The sequence below is a fragment of the Streptomyces sp. NPDC006296 genome, assembly GCF_040613235.1.
Taxonomy (GTDB): domain Bacteria; phylum Actinomycetota; class Actinomycetes; order Streptomycetales; family Streptomycetaceae; genus Streptomyces.
In genome coordinates, this window is the sequence record NZ_JBEXRT010000017.1 from 17073 (window position 1) to 34300 (window position 17228).

14 protein-coding genes are annotated in these 17228 nt (G+C 73.4%); 6 read left to right on the forward strand and 8 right to left on the reverse strand.

All coding sequences use genetic code 11. The annotated features are described in order from the left end of the window. Positions 1-85: 85 nt before the first annotated feature. The 4 genes from ABZ172_RS14325 to ABZ172_RS14340 form a co-directional block, all read right to left on the reverse strand. Positions 86-676 carry a hypothetical protein gene (locus ABZ172_RS14325; RefSeq protein ID WP_356883753.1) on the reverse strand — a complete coding sequence of 197 codons (591 nt, stop codon included), beginning with the start codon at positions 674-676 and terminating at the stop codon, positions 86-88. Positions 677-685: 9 nt separating this feature from the next. Beyond that, a complete protein-coding gene (gene htpX, locus ABZ172_RS14330; protein WP_356883755.1) occupies positions 686-1594 on the reverse strand; it encodes a zinc metalloprotease HtpX in 909 nt (302 codons plus the stop codon). A 68-nt stretch (positions 1595-1662) separates the two neighbouring features. After that, positions 1663-2328, reverse strand: a complete 666-nt coding sequence (locus ABZ172_RS14335) for a pyridoxal 5'-phosphate synthase (protein ID WP_356883757.1) — start codon at positions 2326-2328, stop codon at positions 1663-1665. 277 nt (positions 2329-2605) lie between these two features. Next, positions 2606-3253 (reverse strand): TetR family transcriptional regulator, encoded by a 648-nt coding sequence (locus tag ABZ172_RS14340; RefSeq protein WP_356883759.1) that lies wholly within the window; start codon positions 3251-3253, stop codon positions 2606-2608. Between the two features lie 499 nt (positions 3254-3752). Between ABZ172_RS14340 and ABZ172_RS14345 the strand changes: the two genes are divergently transcribed. Both ABZ172_RS14345 and ABZ172_RS14350 read left to right on the forward strand, forming a co-directional pair. After that, complete coding sequence (locus tag ABZ172_RS14345; RefSeq protein WP_356883761.1) at positions 3753-4547, forward strand: VOC family protein; 795 nt, start codon at positions 3753-3755, stop codon at positions 4545-4547. Between the two features lie 204 nt (positions 4548-4751). Next, positions 4752-7121: a PQQ-binding-like beta-propeller repeat protein gene (locus tag ABZ172_RS14350; RefSeq protein WP_356883763.1), complete on the forward strand. Its 2370-nt coding sequence runs from the start codon at positions 4752-4754 to the stop codon at positions 7119-7121. 42 nt (positions 7122-7163) lie between these two features. Here the strand turns inward: ABZ172_RS14350 and ABZ172_RS14355 are convergent, their stop codons facing one another. Beyond that, positions 7164-7859 carry a hypothetical protein gene (locus ABZ172_RS14355; RefSeq protein ID WP_356883765.1) on the reverse strand — a complete coding sequence of 232 codons (696 nt, stop codon included), beginning with the start codon at positions 7857-7859 and terminating at the stop codon, positions 7164-7166. Between the two features lie 213 nt (positions 7860-8072). Here ABZ172_RS14355 and ABZ172_RS14360 point away from each other — a divergent pair, with 213 nt between their 5' ends. Next, on the forward strand, positions 8073-8618 hold the full coding sequence (locus ABZ172_RS14360) for a hypothetical protein (protein ID WP_356883767.1): 546 nt from the start codon (positions 8073-8075) through the stop codon (positions 8616-8618). A 110-nt stretch (positions 8619-8728) separates the two neighbouring features. Here the strand turns inward: ABZ172_RS14360 and ABZ172_RS14365 are convergent, their stop codons facing one another. From ABZ172_RS14365 to ABZ172_RS14375, 3 genes are all read right to left on the reverse strand, one after another. Then, positions 8729-8902 carry a hypothetical protein gene (locus ABZ172_RS14365; RefSeq protein ID WP_356883769.1) on the reverse strand — a complete coding sequence of 58 codons (174 nt, stop codon included), beginning with the start codon at positions 8900-8902 and terminating at the stop codon, positions 8729-8731. A 191-nt stretch (positions 8903-9093) separates the two neighbouring features. Further along, a complete protein-coding gene (locus tag ABZ172_RS14370; protein ID WP_356883771.1) occupies positions 9094-12060 on the reverse strand; it encodes a BTAD domain-containing putative transcriptional regulator in 2967 nt (988 codons plus the stop codon). 309 nt (positions 12061-12369) lie between these two features. Beyond that, complete coding sequence (locus tag ABZ172_RS14375) at positions 12370-12573, reverse strand: cold-shock protein (RefSeq protein WP_003967102.1); 204 nt, start codon at positions 12571-12573, stop codon at positions 12370-12372. Positions 12574-12857: 284 nt separating this feature from the next. On the opposite strand from ABZ172_RS14375, the gene ABZ172_RS14380 reads away from it, so the two are divergent. The 3 genes from ABZ172_RS14380 to mqnC all read left to right on the forward strand — a co-directional run bounded on the left by ABZ172_RS14380 (position 12858) and on the right by mqnC (position 17223). Next, on the forward strand, positions 12858-13736 hold the full coding sequence (locus tag ABZ172_RS14380; protein ID WP_356883773.1) for a menaquinone biosynthesis protein: 879 nt from the start codon (positions 12858-12860) through the stop codon (positions 13734-13736). A gap of 517 nt (positions 13737-14253) precedes the next feature. Beyond that, positions 14254-15951: a serine/threonine-protein kinase gene (locus tag ABZ172_RS14385; RefSeq protein ID WP_356883775.1), complete on the forward strand. Its 1698-nt coding sequence runs from the start codon at positions 14254-14256 to the stop codon at positions 15949-15951. A gap of 72 nt (positions 15952-16023) precedes the next feature. Then, the gene (mqnC, locus tag ABZ172_RS14390) at positions 16024-17223 is read left to right on the forward strand and encodes a cyclic dehypoxanthinyl futalosine synthase (protein WP_356883777.1); all 1200 of its coding nucleotides are present in this window, start codon (positions 16024-16026) and stop codon (positions 17221-17223) included. Positions 17224-17228 lie beyond the last annotated feature (5 nt).

Here is a 17228-nt window from a genome sequence, read left to right on the forward strand (position 1 = left end):
GGAGCGTATGTAGGACATGGACATGATGGGTTCCGGTCCGGGCGGGAATCGGTTGCGAAATGATCACGGGCGGGGCGCGGCCCGCTCAGAGCCCCGGAGCGCCCCACACCGGGAACCAGCGCGACAGGTCGTCCTCCACCCGCAGGTCCTCGCCGAGCACGGCCCGCACCTGGAGCTCCAGCTGGTTGTCGCGCCGCTCCCCGCCACCCGGGACCGGGGCGAACGGGTAGAAGGTGCCCCGCTTGTAGAGGTAGACCAGGGCGAGCGAACGCCCCTCCGGATCCCGGAACCCGATCAGCGAGCAGAGCAGATGCGGGCCGAACCCACCGTCCTGGAGCAGCGTGTTGACCGCGTGCAGGTCGTTGACGAGGGCAGCCGTGCCGTCCACACCGGTCTCCTGACGGGCGACCAGCCAGGTGTAGCCGTACGCGTCCCGGCTGAACCCGACCGGGATCCCGCCCCGGTCGGTGTCCGCGTCGAGCAGGTCCTGCACGTCCTGCCGGACCCGGGCGAAGGTGCCGCCCTCCACCCCCGCGAAGCACACCGAGCCGACCCCGGTCGGGGCGAATCCGGTGCCGGCCTGGAGGGTGAGCGCGGCGGACGGTACCGCGAAGAGCCGGTCGAGGTCGGGGCGGACCGGTTTGCTGCGCCCCAGGATGCTGTCGAGCAGGCCCACGGTGGCTCCTCACGGGTGGGACAGGCCGGCCGAGATGCGGGCCAGCTGGTCCAGACGCTGTTCCAGGGTCGGGTGGGAGGAGAACAGCCGGCCCAGGCTCTCCTTGGAGGCGAAGGCGGGCACGAAGTAGAAGGCGTTGTACGGCTCCGCCTTGCGCAGGTCCTCCGTCGGGATCCTGGCCATCTGCCCGCTCACCTTGGTGAGGGCGGAGGCCAGCGACGAAGGGCGCCCGGTGAGCAGGGCGGCCGTGCGGTCGGCCGAGAGCTCCCGGTAGCGGGAGAGCAGCCGGGTCAGCAGGAAGCTCAGGGCGTACACCACCGCGCTGACCAGCGGGATGAGCATGATGATGATGCCCACGGGGTCGTTGCCCCGGCTGCGGGCGAAACCGCCCCACAGGGCCACCCGGGTGACGACGCCGGCGAGGACCCCGAGGAACGAGGCGATCGTCATCACGGCGACGTCCCGGTGCGCGACGTGCGACATCTCGTGCGCGAGGACCCCTTCGAGCTCCTCGGGCTCCAGTCTGCGCAGCAGCCCGGTCGTCGCGCAGACCAGGGCCGTCCGCTCGCTGCGGCCGGTCGCGAAGGCGTTCGGCACGTCGCTCCGTGCGATCGCCACCCGGGGTTTCGGCATGTCCGCGAGGGCGCAGATCCGGTCGATCGCCCCGTGCAGCTCCGGCGCCTCCTGCGGAGTGACCTCCCGGGCGCCCATGCCGTACGCCGCGATGCGGTCGCTGAACCAGAACTGGGCGACGAACATCCCGCCCGCCAGGATCAGCACGAGGGGCCAGGCGCCGCGCAGGACGGCCAGCAGCACGCCCACCAGGACCACGTACAGCAGGCCGATGAAGAACATCGTGCTCACCATGCGGGTGGTCAGACCGCGGTCCGGGGCGTAGCGGGAACGGGTTCGTGCCATGGGTGCCTCCAGCAGCTCACCTGACTCCCATAGTGCCCCTTCCGGGCGAAAGCCGTGTAAGGGCGGCATCAGGGCCAGAGCAGCTCGCGGATCCAGTCCGCCCCCTCGCGGCGGTAGCGCAGCCGCACGTGCCGGCGCCGGTCGTCGCCCTGGAAGAACTCCACCTCCCGCGGCTCGACCACGTACCGGGTCCAGGTCTCCGCCTCGGCGTCCGGCTCCGCCCGGGCGCGTTCCCAGGCCGCCTCGGAGGCGCGTACGAGGTCCTCGTGCGAGGGCAGCACCTCGCTCTGCGACCCGGTCAGCGCGGCGGCCAGCGCACCGGTGGACCGGGCGCTCAGATCGGCCCGGCTCTCCGCGCGGCCCGCGGGGACCACGGTGCCGCGCACCCGCACCTGGCGGCCCTGGGCGGGCCAGTAGAAGCCGAGCGCCGCGCAGGGGCGGGCGGCGAGCTGGCGCCCCTTCGCGCTGGTGGCGTGCGAGGCGAAGTGCCAGCCGCGTCCGTCCGCGTCGTGCAGCATCAGCGTGCGGACGTCGGGACGGCCCTCCGCGTCCGCGGTGGCCAGGGTCATGGTGTGCGGCTCGGTCTGCCCGGCGGCCACCGCCTCGGCGAACCAGGTGTGGAACAGGGGCAGCGGCGTGGAGGGGGCGCGGGACGCGTCGAAACGGGGGAGGGGCACGTCCCAGACGCGCTGTGCGTGGAGCAGGTCGCGGAAGTCCTTCTGTGCATCGCTCATGGGTCCATTCCACCGCCTCGGGCGCCCCGGCGGGACCACCCGCCCGCGCCGGGTCCGGTCCCGGTGCCCTCCGCCCGGCCGTGGGCCCGGCCCGCCGTGCCGCCGTCGGGACCCGGCCGCGGAACCGTACCGCCGCGGGCCGCCGGATCCGGCCTGCGGTCCGCCGGCGGGAACGCCGACGGCGGACCACCGGGGTGGTCCGCCGTCGGTGAGACAGGACGGGGGGAGCCGCACGCGGGTGCGGCGCCCGGTGTGTGCGGGGCGTCCTGGCCGGCGCCTACCTGACCGGCTTCCTGCCGGTGATGCCCAGGTGGACCAACAGGGCGAGGTTCGGCCGGATTTCGGCCTGCTTCACGCCCCAGGTGGTGAAGCCCTTCTGGTGCGAGGCGACCCCCGCGAGCATGACGACCAGGGAGCCGGCCACCGCGCCGGGACTGACCTCCTTGTCGACCCTGCCTTTGGACTGGAGTTCCTTGACCGCGTCCGAGAGGGAGTTGGTGACCGAGTTCAGCACCTTCATGCGGATCTTGTAGAAGCGCTTGTCGCCCTCGGCCGCGCCGAGGTCGACGACACGGAGGATCGCGTCGTGCCGCCGCCAGAAGTCGAGGAATCCCTCGACCAGTTCTTCGGAGGCCTGCCAGCCGGCCTTGCCGGTCCAGGAGCGCCCGCCGACCAGTTCGGTCAGTCCGGCGCCTTCCTTGGCCATTTCCTCGGCGAGTTCGAGAACGGCGCCCTCGACGTCGGGGAAATACTGGTAGAAAGTCGCGGGTGAAGTCCCCGCCTTACGGGCCACGTCGATGACTTTGACGTCCCGGTACGGCGAGGAGCTGAGCATCTCGCTGAGGCAGTCGAGCAGCTTCTGCCGCGTCGCCTGACCTCGCCGACCAGCCACGCGGCCGTCGACGGTGCGCACTTGTCCTGTCATGCCGTCAGCTTACCGAGGGGTGATCCGAGCGCGATCTGACCGACTGCAAATGGGGAACGACCCAGTGCGGACAGGGCGGGCAGGGTAATTCCCGAGGAGGTCCGAGCGGCTTTTCGGGCGGGCCCCGGCGTTTATGGAATTTCTCCCCCGCGGCACTCCCGGGGTGTGTCCGCGGCACCGTGTGAGGCGCCTCCGCGGCACTCCTGAGGGGTATCTGCGGCGCTCCGGGAGCCCGGATGTTCTGGTGCGATGGTGTTATCAACAGCCTGTGGACAACTTCGGTGGACAACGTCCGTCCATGAGGCGTGACCCGGCTTCACGATTCGGGCAAAGGTTCCTTTCGGTCCCTCGGGGCGCGCCCCGGCGCCCCCGAGGCTACGTTGAGTGTGACGGAGGTCACGGCGGTCACCGCCGCGGTCCGCCGTGATCCCCGGTGTGACCGTCCGGACGGCGTCCGGGCACCCGTGATTCCTCCCCCGGCGACGGAAGGACCCCGGCCATGGCCGTCTTCGCGCAGTCCGCGCCGTGCTGGGTGGACGTCCAGCTCGCCGACCTGGAGGCGGGCAAGCGCTTCTACGGCGGGCTCTTCGGCTGGACCTTCCGCGCCGCGGACGGCATGCCCTTCGCCGACGCCTACAGCGACGGGGAGCTGGTCGCCGCGCTGGCCGCGAAGCGGGACGGCCGCATGCCCACGACCTGGGGCGTCTACTTCGCCACCGACGACATCCGGGCCACCGTCGCGCTGGTCCGCGAGGCCGGCGGCCAGGTGATCACCGACCCGGTGCGGGCCGGTGCCGCCGGGGTGCTCGCCCAGGCGGCCGATCCCGGCGGCGCGGTCTTCGGCCTGTGGCAGGCGGGTGAGCGCGCCGGTTTCGAGCAGCAGAACGCCCCGGGAGCCTTCTGCTGGACGGAGGTCCACACCCGGCAGCCGGAGCGCGTGGACGCCTTCTACGAGGAGGTGCTCGGGTTCCGCGGCACCGACCTCGGGCTGCCCGGCCCCGACGGGACGGTGGAGCCGTTCCGGGTCTGGTCGCCCCCCGGGACCGAGCCCGGCGAGGACACCGCGGTCGCCGGGCGCGCGGTCATCACGGACGCGTTCCCCGCGATGCTGCCCAGCTACTTCCTGACCTACTTCGACGTCGCCGACTGCGACCGCGCCGCCGAGACGGCGACCCGGCTGGGTGGCCGGATCACGGTCCCGCCCGTGGACATCCCGTACGGGCGGACGGCGGTCCTCCAGGACGACCAGGGTGCGGCTTTCGCCGTGCTCCAGTCCGCGGAGCGGCTGCCGTAGCCCTCCCGCGGCCGTTCCGCGGCTGTCCTGAAAGGGATGGAGTGCCACACAACACCCCGACTCGCCCCCGGGTTCGCAACCAGGCCCCGGGACAGGAAGAATCAGGGTGCGCACCGCCAAGTGGTGCCCACTGGTGAGACGCTGCACAGGGCGGGATTTCGCGGGCTTCTGTTCCTGAGGCCCGTACGGGGAGGTGGCAGGCAAGTGGAGCAGCTGACGCAGCATGACCCGCGGCGGATCGGCCCGTTCGAGGTGCTGGGACGGCTCGGGGCCGGCGGCATGGGGTTGGTCTATCTGGCGAGGTCGGCGTCGGGCCGACGGGTGGCGATCAAGACCGTCCGCACGGAACTGGCCGAGGACCAGCTGTTCCGGGTCCGCTTCACGCGTGAGGTGGAGGCCGCCCGCGCGGTCAGCGGCTTCTACACCGCCGCCGTGGTCGACGCCGATCCGCGGGCGGCCGTGCCCTGGCTGGCCACCGCCTACGTCCCCGCTCCCTCCCTCGAGGAGATAGTGAGTGAGTGCGGGCCGATGCCGACGCAGGCCGTGCGCTGGCTGGCGGCCGGGATCGCCGAGGCCCTGCAGTCGATCCACGGGGCCGGGCTGGTGCACCGCGACCTGAAGCCGTCCAACGTCCTCGTGGTCGAGGACGGACCCCGGGTGATCGACTTCGGGATCGCGTCCGGGGTCTCCAACACCCGGCTGACCATGACCAACGTGGCGGTGGGCACGCCCGCGTACATGTCCCCCGAGCAGGCGCGCGACTCGCGCAGCGTGACGGGCGCCAGCGACATCTTCTCGCTCGGCTCGACCCTGGTCTTCGCGGCGACGGGCCACGCGCCCTTCCACGGGGCGAACCCGGTCGAGACCGTCTTCATGCTGCTGCGGGAGGGCCCCGACACCGAGGGGCTGCCCGACGACCTGCGGCCGCTCATCGAGGCCTGCATGCAGATGGACCCGACCCGGCGGCCCAGCCCGGCGGATCTGCAGTCCCAGCTGGCCCCGCACCTGTTCGGCTCCGGCAGCGACGACAGCGGCACGGCCTCGGCCTGGCTGCCGGGCGTCGCGACCGCGATGATCGAGCGGCGCCGCGGCGGCGGCCGCACCGTCGGCGTCGCGCCCGCCCCGGTGGCCGTGCCCCCGCCCCCGCAGCAGCCGCCGCCCGGTGCCGACCGGGACAACGCCTGGGGCCCCGGCGGCGACCTGCGGACCGCGCCGGCCCCCGCGCCGGTGTCGGCGCCCGCCCCCGACGGCGGCCCGGTGCGGCTGCCCGGCTCCCGGGTGCCGATCGGCCCCGGGCCGCGCCCCGTGGACGTACGCGGTCCCGCGGCGGCGCACGCCGACCCGGCCACCGGCTGGGTGCGCCCGCCCGGCGGGCACACCCCGGCCGCTCCGGTGCCCGCCCCCGCACCCGCCCCGGACGCGGCGCCCGCCGCGCCCGAGCGCTGGCGGCCGTGGCGCTTCCGCATGTCGAACGACGTGTGGGGCACCCCCGTCGTGGTCGACGACCTGCTGTACGTGACCTCCTTCGAGGTCCACGCGCTGGACGTCGGCAACGGGCGGCGCCAGTTCAAGACCCGTGACGTGGCCTGGTCGATGGCCGTCGACGGCGGCCGGATCCACGCCTCCGACGGCCCGTCGCTGTACGCGCTGGACGCGGCGACGGGCGCCGAGCGGTGGCGTCTCCGGACCGACGCCTGGGTGTACTCCCTCAAGGCCGACCGGGGCACCGTCCTGACCGGGACGCGCGGCGGCGGGGTGCAGGCGTGGGAGGCGTCCAGCGGCGAGAAGCTGTGGGAGACCACGGGCGTCCAGACGGACTTCGAGACGGCGGAGGCCGGTCCCGCGATCCACGACGGGACCGTGTTCCTGTGGCAGGACGCCCGGCTGCGGGCCGTCGACGCCCGCACCGGCACCGAGCGCTGGTCGTATCCGGTCGGCGACGCCGCCTCCTGCGGCGGGGTCCCGGTCCGGGTCACCCCCGCGCCGGACGGCTCCGTGTACGTCGCCGCCGGGACCCGTGTGCTGGCCGTGGACCTGGTCTCGGGCCGGGTGCGCTGGCACTTCGAGTCACCGGCCGTCTTCCTGTCCCCGCCCGCCTTCGCCCCGGGCCCGGCGGTCACCGGCGGCGGGGTGTACCTCGCCGACTACCTCGGCACCGTGTACGCCCTGGACGCCGCGACCGGCAAGGACCGGTGGCGGATCGCGACCGAGGCCCGGCAGTCCGTCGAGCCCGTGCTGGTCACGGCGGGCAACGTGCACGTCGGCAGCGGCAGCGCGCTGTACACCCTGGACGCGGTGACCGGCACCCCGAAATGGCGCTTCGCGGCGGGCGGCGACGTGGTCGGGGCCCCGGTGGTCGCCGACGGCCGGGTCCACTTCGGTTCGGCGGACCACGTGCTCTACACCCTGGACGCGGCGGGCGGCCAGCTCCGCTGGAAGCTGGCCACCGGCGGCGAGATCACCGGCTCCCCGGTGGCGCGCGGAGGCGTCGTCTACGCGTGCAGCAAGGACCGCTGCGTGTACGCCCTGGACGCGCTCAAGGGCACCGGGACGGGGAACAGGGCCCGGGCCTGACGCCCACGCCCGACGGGCGGGGCGGGTGGCACCGGTCCCGGTTCACGGATGGGGCGGGTGGTACCGGTCCCGCTCCTGCGGCTCCTGCGGCCCCTGCGGCTCGTCCCGGACCGGACCGCTGCTCCCGTCCCGCACCGGGAACTCCGCGGTGTCCTCGTCGCCGCGGGCCCCGCGGTGCCGCCCCGGCCCCGTGTACGGGTCCGCCTCGGGTTCCGGCCCCGGCGAGGTGTACGCGGCCGGTCCCGGCTCCTGGGTCGGCGGCCAGGTGTCGGGGCGGTCGTCCGGCGGCACGGGGTACGGCTCGGGGGCGCCGCGCCGCCGCGAGCCCCGCCGGCCCGACATCACCAGCGCACCCAGCAGGAGCAGGACCCCGCCCGCCAGCGCCTGCGCCACGCCCCAGCGCAGGCCGGAGCCCTCGCCGCCGACCGTCAGGCTCCCCACGGCCTGTCCCACCCGCACCATCCACAGCACGGTGAAGCCCAGGATCACCAGTCCCGCGAGCACCACCGCCCCGCGGGAACGGAGCAGGACGCCCACCAGGGTGAGCAGCGCGGCGAACAGGAACGGCAGCAGGATCGAGCCCATCACGGACGACGAGACCCCGGTGATGCCGCCGAACAGGTCCTGGACGCGGTAGTCCCGCCCGAGGCGGTGGTCGTACCAGGTGTGGAACGGGCTCTGCACGGCAGCCGCCGCTCCCACGAGCGCGACGACGGAACCGAGGACGTTGCGGATCATCGACAGCCTCCCGGGCCATGGCGCACGACCGTGCGCACCGCTCCCCGGACCGACGCTACGCCCGGCCGGACCCCCCTGCCATCGGAGACCATGACGAGATCGTGACAGGGTCATGACCGCACAGGGGGTGATGGCCCGGAACGCCGGGTGTCACGCTGTCCTGCGGCCGTACGACGGCCGAAGTGGCCGACAACAACGAGGGGGGCTGCATCGATGATGCGGCGACAGATGAGGTTCGCGGCGGTGCTGGTCGTGGTGGTGCTCGCGCTCACCGGATTCTCGACGTCCAGCAGCGGCGGCAAGAGCGGCAAGAGCGGGAAGAGCCGCAGCGGCGGAAGCTCCGGCGGCGGCTGCTCCAGCTCCAAGAAGAGCAACAACGGCTACCACCACTACGACGACGACGACGATGACGATGTCGCGTCCGGCTCGTCCGGCGGCTCGACGTACGCGTCGTCCACGCCCGGCCCGACCGCCTCGGACTCCCCCCGTGTGCGCGTCATCCGCTGCGCCGCGCCCAGGAAGGGCACGCGCAAGGCGAACACCGCCTCGTCCGTCGAGGTCAGCTCGACGGCGACGGGCACGCACGTGTACGAGATCGACGTGACCTTCGTCGACGCCAAGGGCCTGACCGTCGACACCGGCGAGACCGACGTCGAGGTCGGCGCGGGCGACTCCACGGTCGTCTCGGTCCGGATGGACAGCCCCGGATCGGTCTCCCGGGTGAAGCGCTGCCTGGTCACGGCGGAACTGCGGGCCTGACGGCCGCGCCGACGGGCGGGGGCCCGGGCCCCCGCCCGCACGCGGACATGCGGCGGCCGCGACGGCTCCCCCTCCGCGCCGCCGCGGCCGCCTCCCCCGTCCGGATGGACCTACCGGGGATCGCCACCGGTCATGTGGCTGTCCAGGGTGGTGATCTCGGGCTCCTCGGTCATGTGGCTGTCCGTCGGCCCGGTCTCGGGCTCGCCGGTCATGTGGCTGTCCGTCGGCTTCGCGGCCTTCGAGGAGCCCACCTTCGGTGCCTCGGGCTTCTTGACATCACTCATGCGAGCTCCATTCTCCGGTGCGTGACAGGCGGCCGAACCCGTCCGGCTGTTCCCCCGTGGACGGCCGGACGGGCCGTTCGGAGCCGTTCACCCTAGTGCGCGGTCCGAGCGCCGGATCGCCTGCCCCCCGACGCGACGCTCCGACGGAAAACAGAGTGCAGGGCCGCGATAAACGAACGATGAACGCGCCGTCAGAGCCCGTTGGGGGCCGGTGCGGACGCCAGCAGGAGGCGTACGGCGCCGGCCTCGGGCGCCTTCAGCTGGTCGAGGGTCGACAGGGCCTCCTGCCAGCACACCTGGGCCCGGTCCACCTGCCCGATCCTGTCCAGCGCCTTGCCCAGCACGGTCAGCACGTTCGCGCGGCGCCACTCGCCGCCGATGTGCAGCAGCACCGCGAGGGCCTGCTCTGACAGCGCGGCGGCCTCACCGGGGCGCAGCGCGTCGAGGTGGACCTCGGCCAGCCGGAAGAGCGTCATGCCCTCCCACAGCCGCTGGCGGCTCTCCCGGAACACCGCGAGTGCTTCCTGAAGCCGCTCCTGCGCCTCGCCCTGCCGGCCCGCGCGGGCCAGCGCGAGGCCGAGCGCGTACCGCCCGTTGGCCAGCCGCAGCGTGAGCCCCAGGCGGTTGTAGAGCGCGACCCCCTCACCGGCCAGCTCCACCGCACTGTCCGTGTGGCCGATGGCCAGCCGGATCCGGGAGAGGTTGCACAGGGCGCTCGCCTCCCCCGGCCGGTTCCCGTCCGCCCGGAACGCGGCGAGGGTTTGCTGGAGGAGGGGCTCCGCCTCGCCGTGCCGGTTCTGGTACCCGGCGATGATCCCCAGCTCGTTGGGGGCGTTGCAGTGCGTCCAGACGTCCTCGATCGCCGGCACCAGCAGCAGGGCGCGCCGGGCCTCCTCCTCGGCCTGCCCGAACCGCCCCGCGACGCTGTGCACCTGGGCCAGCGTCGTCCGGGCCCGCGCCTCCGACCGCTGGTCGGCCGCGGCCACCGCCGCGTCCCGGACCGCCAGGGCCACGGACTCGAACTGACGCGAGTTCGCCCCCGACTCCCCGAGGTCCTTCGCCGCCAGCATGAGATCGACCGCGCGCCGCACCCGCCCCGAGACCGCCGCCTGCTGTGCACACGCCAGGAGCGGACCCGCCTCGGTGTAGAGCCAGTCCAGCGCGGCCTTCTGCGCGGCGAACTCCAGGCCCGGGTACTCGGTGGCCTCCAGGTGGTCGACGGTCCGGTCGCCCGGCCGCTCCAGCGCGTACACCCCGGCCGCGGTGGAGAGGTAGAAGTCCAGCAGCCGGGCCAGCGCCAGATCCCTCTCCGCCGCCGGATGTTCGTCCCGCTCCGCGCAGGAACGCGCGTAGAGGCGCACCAGGTCGTGGTAGCGGTAGCGGCCCGGGGCCGCCGACTCGACGAGGCTGGTGTCGACCAGGGACTCCAGGAGGTCCTCCGCCGTGTGCGGGTCCAGGTCCAGGACGGCGGCGGCCGCCGCCAGGGAGATGTCCGGCCCGTCCGCCAGGCCCAGGAGCCGGAAGGCGCGGGCCTGCGGGGGCTCCAGCTGGCCGTAGCCGAGCTCGAAGGTGGCCTTCACCGCCAGGTCGCCGGCCTGGAGTTCGTCGAGACGGCGGCGCTCGTCGGCGAGCTTCGCCGCCAGTACCGAGACCGTCCAGGTGCGGCGGGCGGCCAGCCGGGAGGCGGCGATCCGGATGGCCAGCGGCAGGAAGCCGCACGCCGCCACCACGTCCAGGGCCGCCTCGCGCTCCGCGCGGACGCGTTCGTCACCGACGATGCGGGTGAAGAGCTGAAGGGCCTCGTCGGGCGACATGACGTCCAGGTCCACCAGGTGCGCGCCGGCCAGATCGACCATGCGGACCCGGCTGGTGACGAGCGCCGCACAGCCCTCCGTGCCGGGGAGCAGGGGCCGGATCTGGGCGGCGTCGTGGGCGTTGTCGAGCAGGACCAGGATGCGGCGGCCGTCGAGGGTGGAGCGGTAGAGGGCGGCGCGCTCGTCCAGCGAGTCCGGGATCGCGGAGTCGGCGGTGCCCAGCGCCCGCAGGAACGCGCCGAGTACGGTCTCGGGGTCGACGGCCGTGGCGCCCGCGCCCTGGAGGTCGACGTACAGCTGGCCGTCCGGGAAGTGCGGGCGGGCCCGGTGGGCGACGTGCACGGCGAGCGTGGTCTTGCCGACGCCGCCGATGCCCGCCAGCGCGGAGACCGCCATGACCGAACCCTCCGAGCTCGCCAGCCGGTCCCCCAGCTCGGTGACGAACGCGGCGCGGCCCGTGAAGTCCGGGACGGTGGCGGGGAGCTGGGCCGGGCGGACCGGTGCGGCGGCGGGGGCCGGCCCGTCGGCCGCGCGGGCCAGCTCCTCGTCCGCCCGGAGGATCCGCTGCTGGAGCTGGGAGAGTTCGGGGCGGGGGTCGACGCCCAGTTCCTCCGCGAGCAGCCGGCGGGTGTCGGCGTACACCGCGAGCGCCTCGGCCTGACGGCCGCTGCGGTACAGGGCGACCATCAACAGCTCGCGCAGGCGCTCGCGCAGCGGCTGCGCGGCGGTGAGCGCGGTCAGTTCGGAGACCGCCTCCGCGTGGCAGCCCGCCTCCAGGTCCAGGTCCAGCCGGGTCTCGGTGAGCTGGAGGCGCCATTCCTCCAGGCTGGTGCGCTGGTTCTCGGCGTACGGGCCGGGGAGCGAGGCGAGGGCCTCGCCGTCCCAGAGGCCGAGCAGCTTGTCGATCAGTGCCCGGGCCCGGCCGCGGTCCCCGCTGCTCCGGGCCTTCTCCGCCTCCACCGCCAGGTCCTGGGCGAGCGTCAGGTCGAGTGCCCCGCGCGGGATCCGGACGGCGTAGCCCCCCGCCTCGCTGACCAGGACCTCCTGGCCCAGCGCCTTGCGGAGCCTGGACGCGTAGGTGCGGACGGTGGCGAGCGCCTGGGACGGGGGCTCGTCGCCCCAGAGGGCGTCGATGAGTTCGGCGGCGGTGGCCGTCCGGCCGTGGCGCAGGAGCAGGGCGGCCAGCAGGGCGCGTTGCTGGGGGGAGCCCGGGGGGAGGGCCTCGCTGCCGCGCCGGACGCGCACCGGGCCGAGCACGGTGAAGCGCAGTTCGGTGCCGGCCGGTTCGTCCCACGGCGCCCGTTGTTCCGGAACACGCACGCCGGGTCCGTTGTCGCGGTCCATGATGCCCCCTGTCCAGCTCGCCCCGCCGGTCCTGCTGATCCCGCTCTGCCGCGTACCGCTGGTATCGCGTGCACAGTCTGCCTTGTGAGGAGCGGGCCCGTCAGTATCGGGTGGGCTCCGCACCACCCCCCGACAGGAGGCGGCGCGCCGGGCCCGTACGGAGAACCGCCCACCGGGAGGCGGCCGGAGCGGCGGCGGGGAAGAACGCGGGACCGCGGCGGAAAGGCAGGAGCCCCGCCCTCCGCCGAAGCGGGGGAGCGGGGCTCCTTGGGTACTGCTCACTCGGCCGCGATCGGCCGACCCGGGCAACTAGGCCGGGGTGACGTTCTCAGCCTGCGGACCCTTGGGTCCCTGAGTGACGTCGAAGTTCACGACCTGGTTCTCCTCGAGGGAGCGGAACCCGGACGCGTTGATCGCGGAGTAGTGGACGAAGACATCCGGGCCGCCGCCGTCCTGGGCGATGAAGCCGAAGCCCTTTTCAGCGTTGAACCACTTGACGGTTCCGGTAGCCATAAGCCCTCCTTGGGCCAAAGGGTTGCCCTGCTCCAGAACCTGCAAACAAGTCTGAAAACTACAAAAGCCTGCGGGTTACATGCTCCGCAGGCTCTGTACTGCAAGGGAAACCAAACTGCAACTTGCGGGCGAGCCTAGCACGCAGTCAGCGGGGAGCGGTAGAGGGAAAGATCACTTCACCCGGATGTTTGATTGGGCCGCGGGAGAGGTGACGGAGAGGCCCTCCGGAGGCAGTCGGGCGACCCGATGATGTCGGCCGAGAGGGACAGGTCTAGCCTCGCGATGTGGACAATTCAACCGTCTCTCCCGTAGAAGGCGACGACCGTCGCAGCAGGCCGCGCGTCGGCCACATCCAGTTCCTGAACTGCCTCCCCCTCTACTGGGGCCTGGCACGGACCGGAACCCTGCTCGATCTGGAGCTCTCCAAGGACACCCCGGAGAGACTCAGCGAGCAGCTGGTCCGCGGGGACCTCGACATCGGTCCCGTCACCCTGGTCGAGTTCCTGCGCAACGCCGACGACCTGGTGGCCCTCCCGGACATCGCCGTCGGCTGCGACGGCCCCGTGATGTCGTGCGTGATCGTGTCCCAGCTCCCCCTGGACCAGCTGGACGGCGCCCGGGTGGCCCTCGGATCGACCTCGCGCACCTCCGTACGGCTGGCCCAGCTGCTGCTCTCCGAGCGCTTCGGCGTCGCACCCGACTACTACACCTGCCCGCCGGACCTCGGCCTGATGATGCAGGAGGCCGACGCGGCCGTCCTCATCGGTGACGCCGCGCTCCGGGCGAACCTGCACGACGCCCCCCGGCTCGGGCTCCAGGTCCACGACCTGGGCGAGATGTGGAAGGAGTGGACGGGGCTGCCCTTCGTCTTCGCGGTCTGGGCGGCGCGCAAGGACTACCTGGCCTCGCACCCGGACTACGTGGAGAAGGTCCACGAGGCGTTCCTGGCCTCCCGCGACCTCTCGCTGGAGGAGGTCACCAAGGTGGCCGAACAGGCCGCGCGCTGGGAGTCCTTCGACGCCGAGGTGCTGGAGCGCTACTTCACCACGCTGGACTTCCGCTTCGGTCCCGACCAGCTGGCGGGCGTGCGTGAGTTCGCCCGGCGGACCGGCCCGACGACCGGATTCCCCGCGGACGTGAAGGTGGAACTGCTCGGCGGCTGACCGGTGTCCGGGCCGTGCGCGGGCGACCGCGGACGGAGGCGGAGCGGGGGCCGGCGCGCGGAACTCCGCGGGCCGGCCCCGCGCGCCCCGGCCTCCGCGCACGGGTGCGGAGGGGGACCGGAATGCCGCCCGGAGAAAGGGTGAATCCTGAACCTTCTCCGTGCTCTCCTTCTCCGCGCCGCTTTCCCCTGATGCGTGACTCCGGCATTCCGTTCCCGGGAAAGGGCGTGAATGGCCGGAGTGCTGTCGGACGGCCCTCTCCCCGCGCCTTCCGGGACGCCTCTCCGCGCACCTCTTCGCGGACGGGCGGGGAATAGCGGACGGCTCCGGGAAGGCCTTCCGGTTTCCTCCGGTGAACCCGGCCGGTACGGACGAACGGCGTATTCGCGCCTTTCCGTGTGGCGAAATCCCTGCTTCGTGCCCATAGGGGCGATATCGGCGCACGGGGTCTCCGTGACCGTGCGACCGGGGCGGCCTAGGCTGCCGTCCGAGTCCCGGGTCCACAGGGGGAGACCGTATGCAGCCGCTGGAAACCGGCGAACCGCACACCATCGGTGCCTACCGGCTGCTCGGCAGACTCGGGGCGGGCGGCATGGGCCGCGTCTACCTGGGCCGCAGCGCGGGCGGACGCACCGTCGCGGTCAAGGTCGTGCACCCGCACTTCGCCCTGGACGAGCAGTTCCGCGCACGGTTCCGCCGTGAGGTGGACGCCGCCCGGCGCCTCGGCGCCCGGTGGACGGCCCCGGTGCTGGACGCCGACCCCGAGGCGGCGGTGCCCTGGGTGGCCACCGGCTACGTCGCCGGGCCGCCGCTCTCCGAGGCCGTGACCCGCCACGGTCCGCTGCCCGACTACGCGGTGCGGACCCTGGGGGCGGGGCTCGGCGAGGCGCTCGACGCCGTGCACGGGCACGGCCTCATCCACCGGGACGTGAAACCGTCCAACATCCTGCTGGCCCTGGACGGCCCCCGGCTGATCGACTTCGGGATCGCCCGGGCGCTGGGAGCCACCGTCTCCCTCACCTCCACCGGCGTCTCCGTCGGTTCGCCCGGCTACATGGCACCCGAGCAGATCCGCGGCCTGGACATATCCGGGGCGGCCGACGTGTTCTCGCTCGGCGCGGTCCTCGCCTACGCCGCCACCGGCAGCGACCCCTTCCCCGGCGACTCCTCCGCCGTCCTCCTCTACAAGGTGGTGCACGAGGAGCCCGAACTCGGCGACCTGGAGGGCGAGCTGCGCGAGCTGGTCGCCGGGTGCCTCGCCAAGGACCCCGCGGACCGGCCCGCCCCCGCCGAACTGGCCCGCAGGCTCGCACCCGGTGGCGCGGCGGCACTGGTGGCACCGGGCTGGCTCCCCGGCCCGCTGGTCCGCGAGGTCAGCCGGTCGGCCGTGGCCCTGCTGGACCTGGAACCGCAGGACGCGCCGGTGCGGTCCGGACCCGTGCCCTTCACCAGCGCCTCGCTGGGCAGCGCGGCCCCCGGCACCTTCGGCCTGCCGCTGCCGCTGCCGCTGCCGCTGCCGCCCGCCGGGCCGCCGGCCGGCGCGGACACACCGGGGGAGCGCGGCACGGGCGCCCGCGTCGCCGTCACCGTGGACGCGGGTCCGGAGCCGGGCACCCGCCGGGGACGACGGGTCAGCTGCACCGTCGCGCTCGCCGTCGCCGGGGCGCTCGCCGCGGTGACCGTGGGCGCCGGGACGCTGGGTGACCTGTTCACCGGCGACGACGACGGGGGACAGGGCAGCACCCACGACGCCGCGAAGCCCCCGGCGACGACCGGGCCGCAGGACCCGCCGGGCTCCGGGCAGTCCTCCGGGTCGGCCGCCCCCTCGGGTTCCGCCCCGGTGAGCGCGGTGCCGAAGGAGTTCGCCGGCACCTGGAAGGGCTCCGCCACCGAACGCAGCGGCGCGCCCCACGGCACGGTCACGGCGGTCTTCGTCGAGGGGAGGAAGGGCGAGGAGGTGGTCCGGCTGTCGTACCGCTTCGACGCGCTCGGCACCACCGTGGTGTGCAAGGGCGTCGGCACCCTCGTCTCCGGCACCGCCACCTCCCTGAAGATCCGGGAGCGCGCCGACCCGGACGCCCGTACCGGTGCGGCGTGCACGGGCGGCGCCGCCGACCTCGACTTCACCCTCACCTCCGGCGGCACCCTGCGCTACGAGTCCCACGAGGAGGCCGCGGGAACGCCGACGGGGACGCTCACCCGGTCCGACGGCTGAGGCCGGGAGGGGCTGGCGTAGGCTGGATCGGTCCGTGGAACAGCAGCAGAACCGCCGAAAGGTGACAGCCCGGTGACCGAGAAGGCCGACCTTCAGCCCGTCCTCGACCGCGCCGCCGCAGGCGGGCGGATCTCCCCGGAGGAGGCGCTCGACCTGTACAGGTCGGCTCCGCTGCACGCACTGGGCGCCGCGGCCGACGCCGTGCGCCGACGCCGTTACGCCGGTACGGAGCACATCGCGACGTACATCATCGAGCGCAACATCAACTACACCAACGTCTGCGTCACGGCCTGCAAGTTCTGTGCGTTCTACGCGCCGCCCAAGGACACCGCCAAGGGCTGGTCCCGCGACCTCGACGACATCCTGCGCCGCTGCGCGGAGACCGTCGAGCTGGGCGGCACCCAGATCATGTTCCAGGGCGGCCACCACCCGGACTACGGCGTCGAGTACTACGAGGAGCACTTCTCCGCGATCAAGAAGGCGTTCCCGCAGCTGGTCATCCACTCGCTGGGCGCCTCCGAGATCGAGCACATGGCCCGCATCTCGGGTGTCTCCGCCGAGGAGGCCGTCGCGCGGATCCACGCCGCCGGCCTCGACTCCTTCGCCGGCGCCGGCGCCGAACTGCTGCCCGCCCGGCCGCGTACGGCGATCGCCCCGCTCAAGGAGTCCGGCGAGCGCTGGCTGGAGATCATGGAGATCGCCCACGGCCTCGGTGTCGAGTCCACCTCCACCATGCTGATGGGCACCGGCGAGACCAACGCCGAGCGGATCGAGCACCTCCGGATGATCCGCGACGTCCAGGACCGCACCGGCGGTTTCCGGGCCTTCATCCCGTACACCTACCAGCCGGAGAACAACAAGCTGAAGGGCCGGACGCAGGCCACGCTCTTCGAGTACCTGCGGATGATCGCCATCGCCCGGCTCTTCCTCGACAACGTCGCCCACATCCAGGGCTCCTGGCTGACCACCGGCAAGGAGGTCGGCCAGCTGTCCCTGCACTACGGCGCCGACGACCTCGGCTCGATCATGCTGGAGGAGAACGTCGTCTCCTCGGCGGGCGCGAGGCACCGCTCGAACCGGCTGGAGATCATCGACCTGATCCGCAAGGCCGGCCGCGTCCCCGCCCAGCGCGCCACGACCTACGAGCACCTGGTCGTCCACGACGACCCGGCGAACGACCCGGTCGACGAGCGGGTCGTCTCGCACATCTCCTCCACCGCGATCGACGGCGGCACGGCGCACCCGGAGCTCAAGCTCCTCGACACCCACTGAACCGC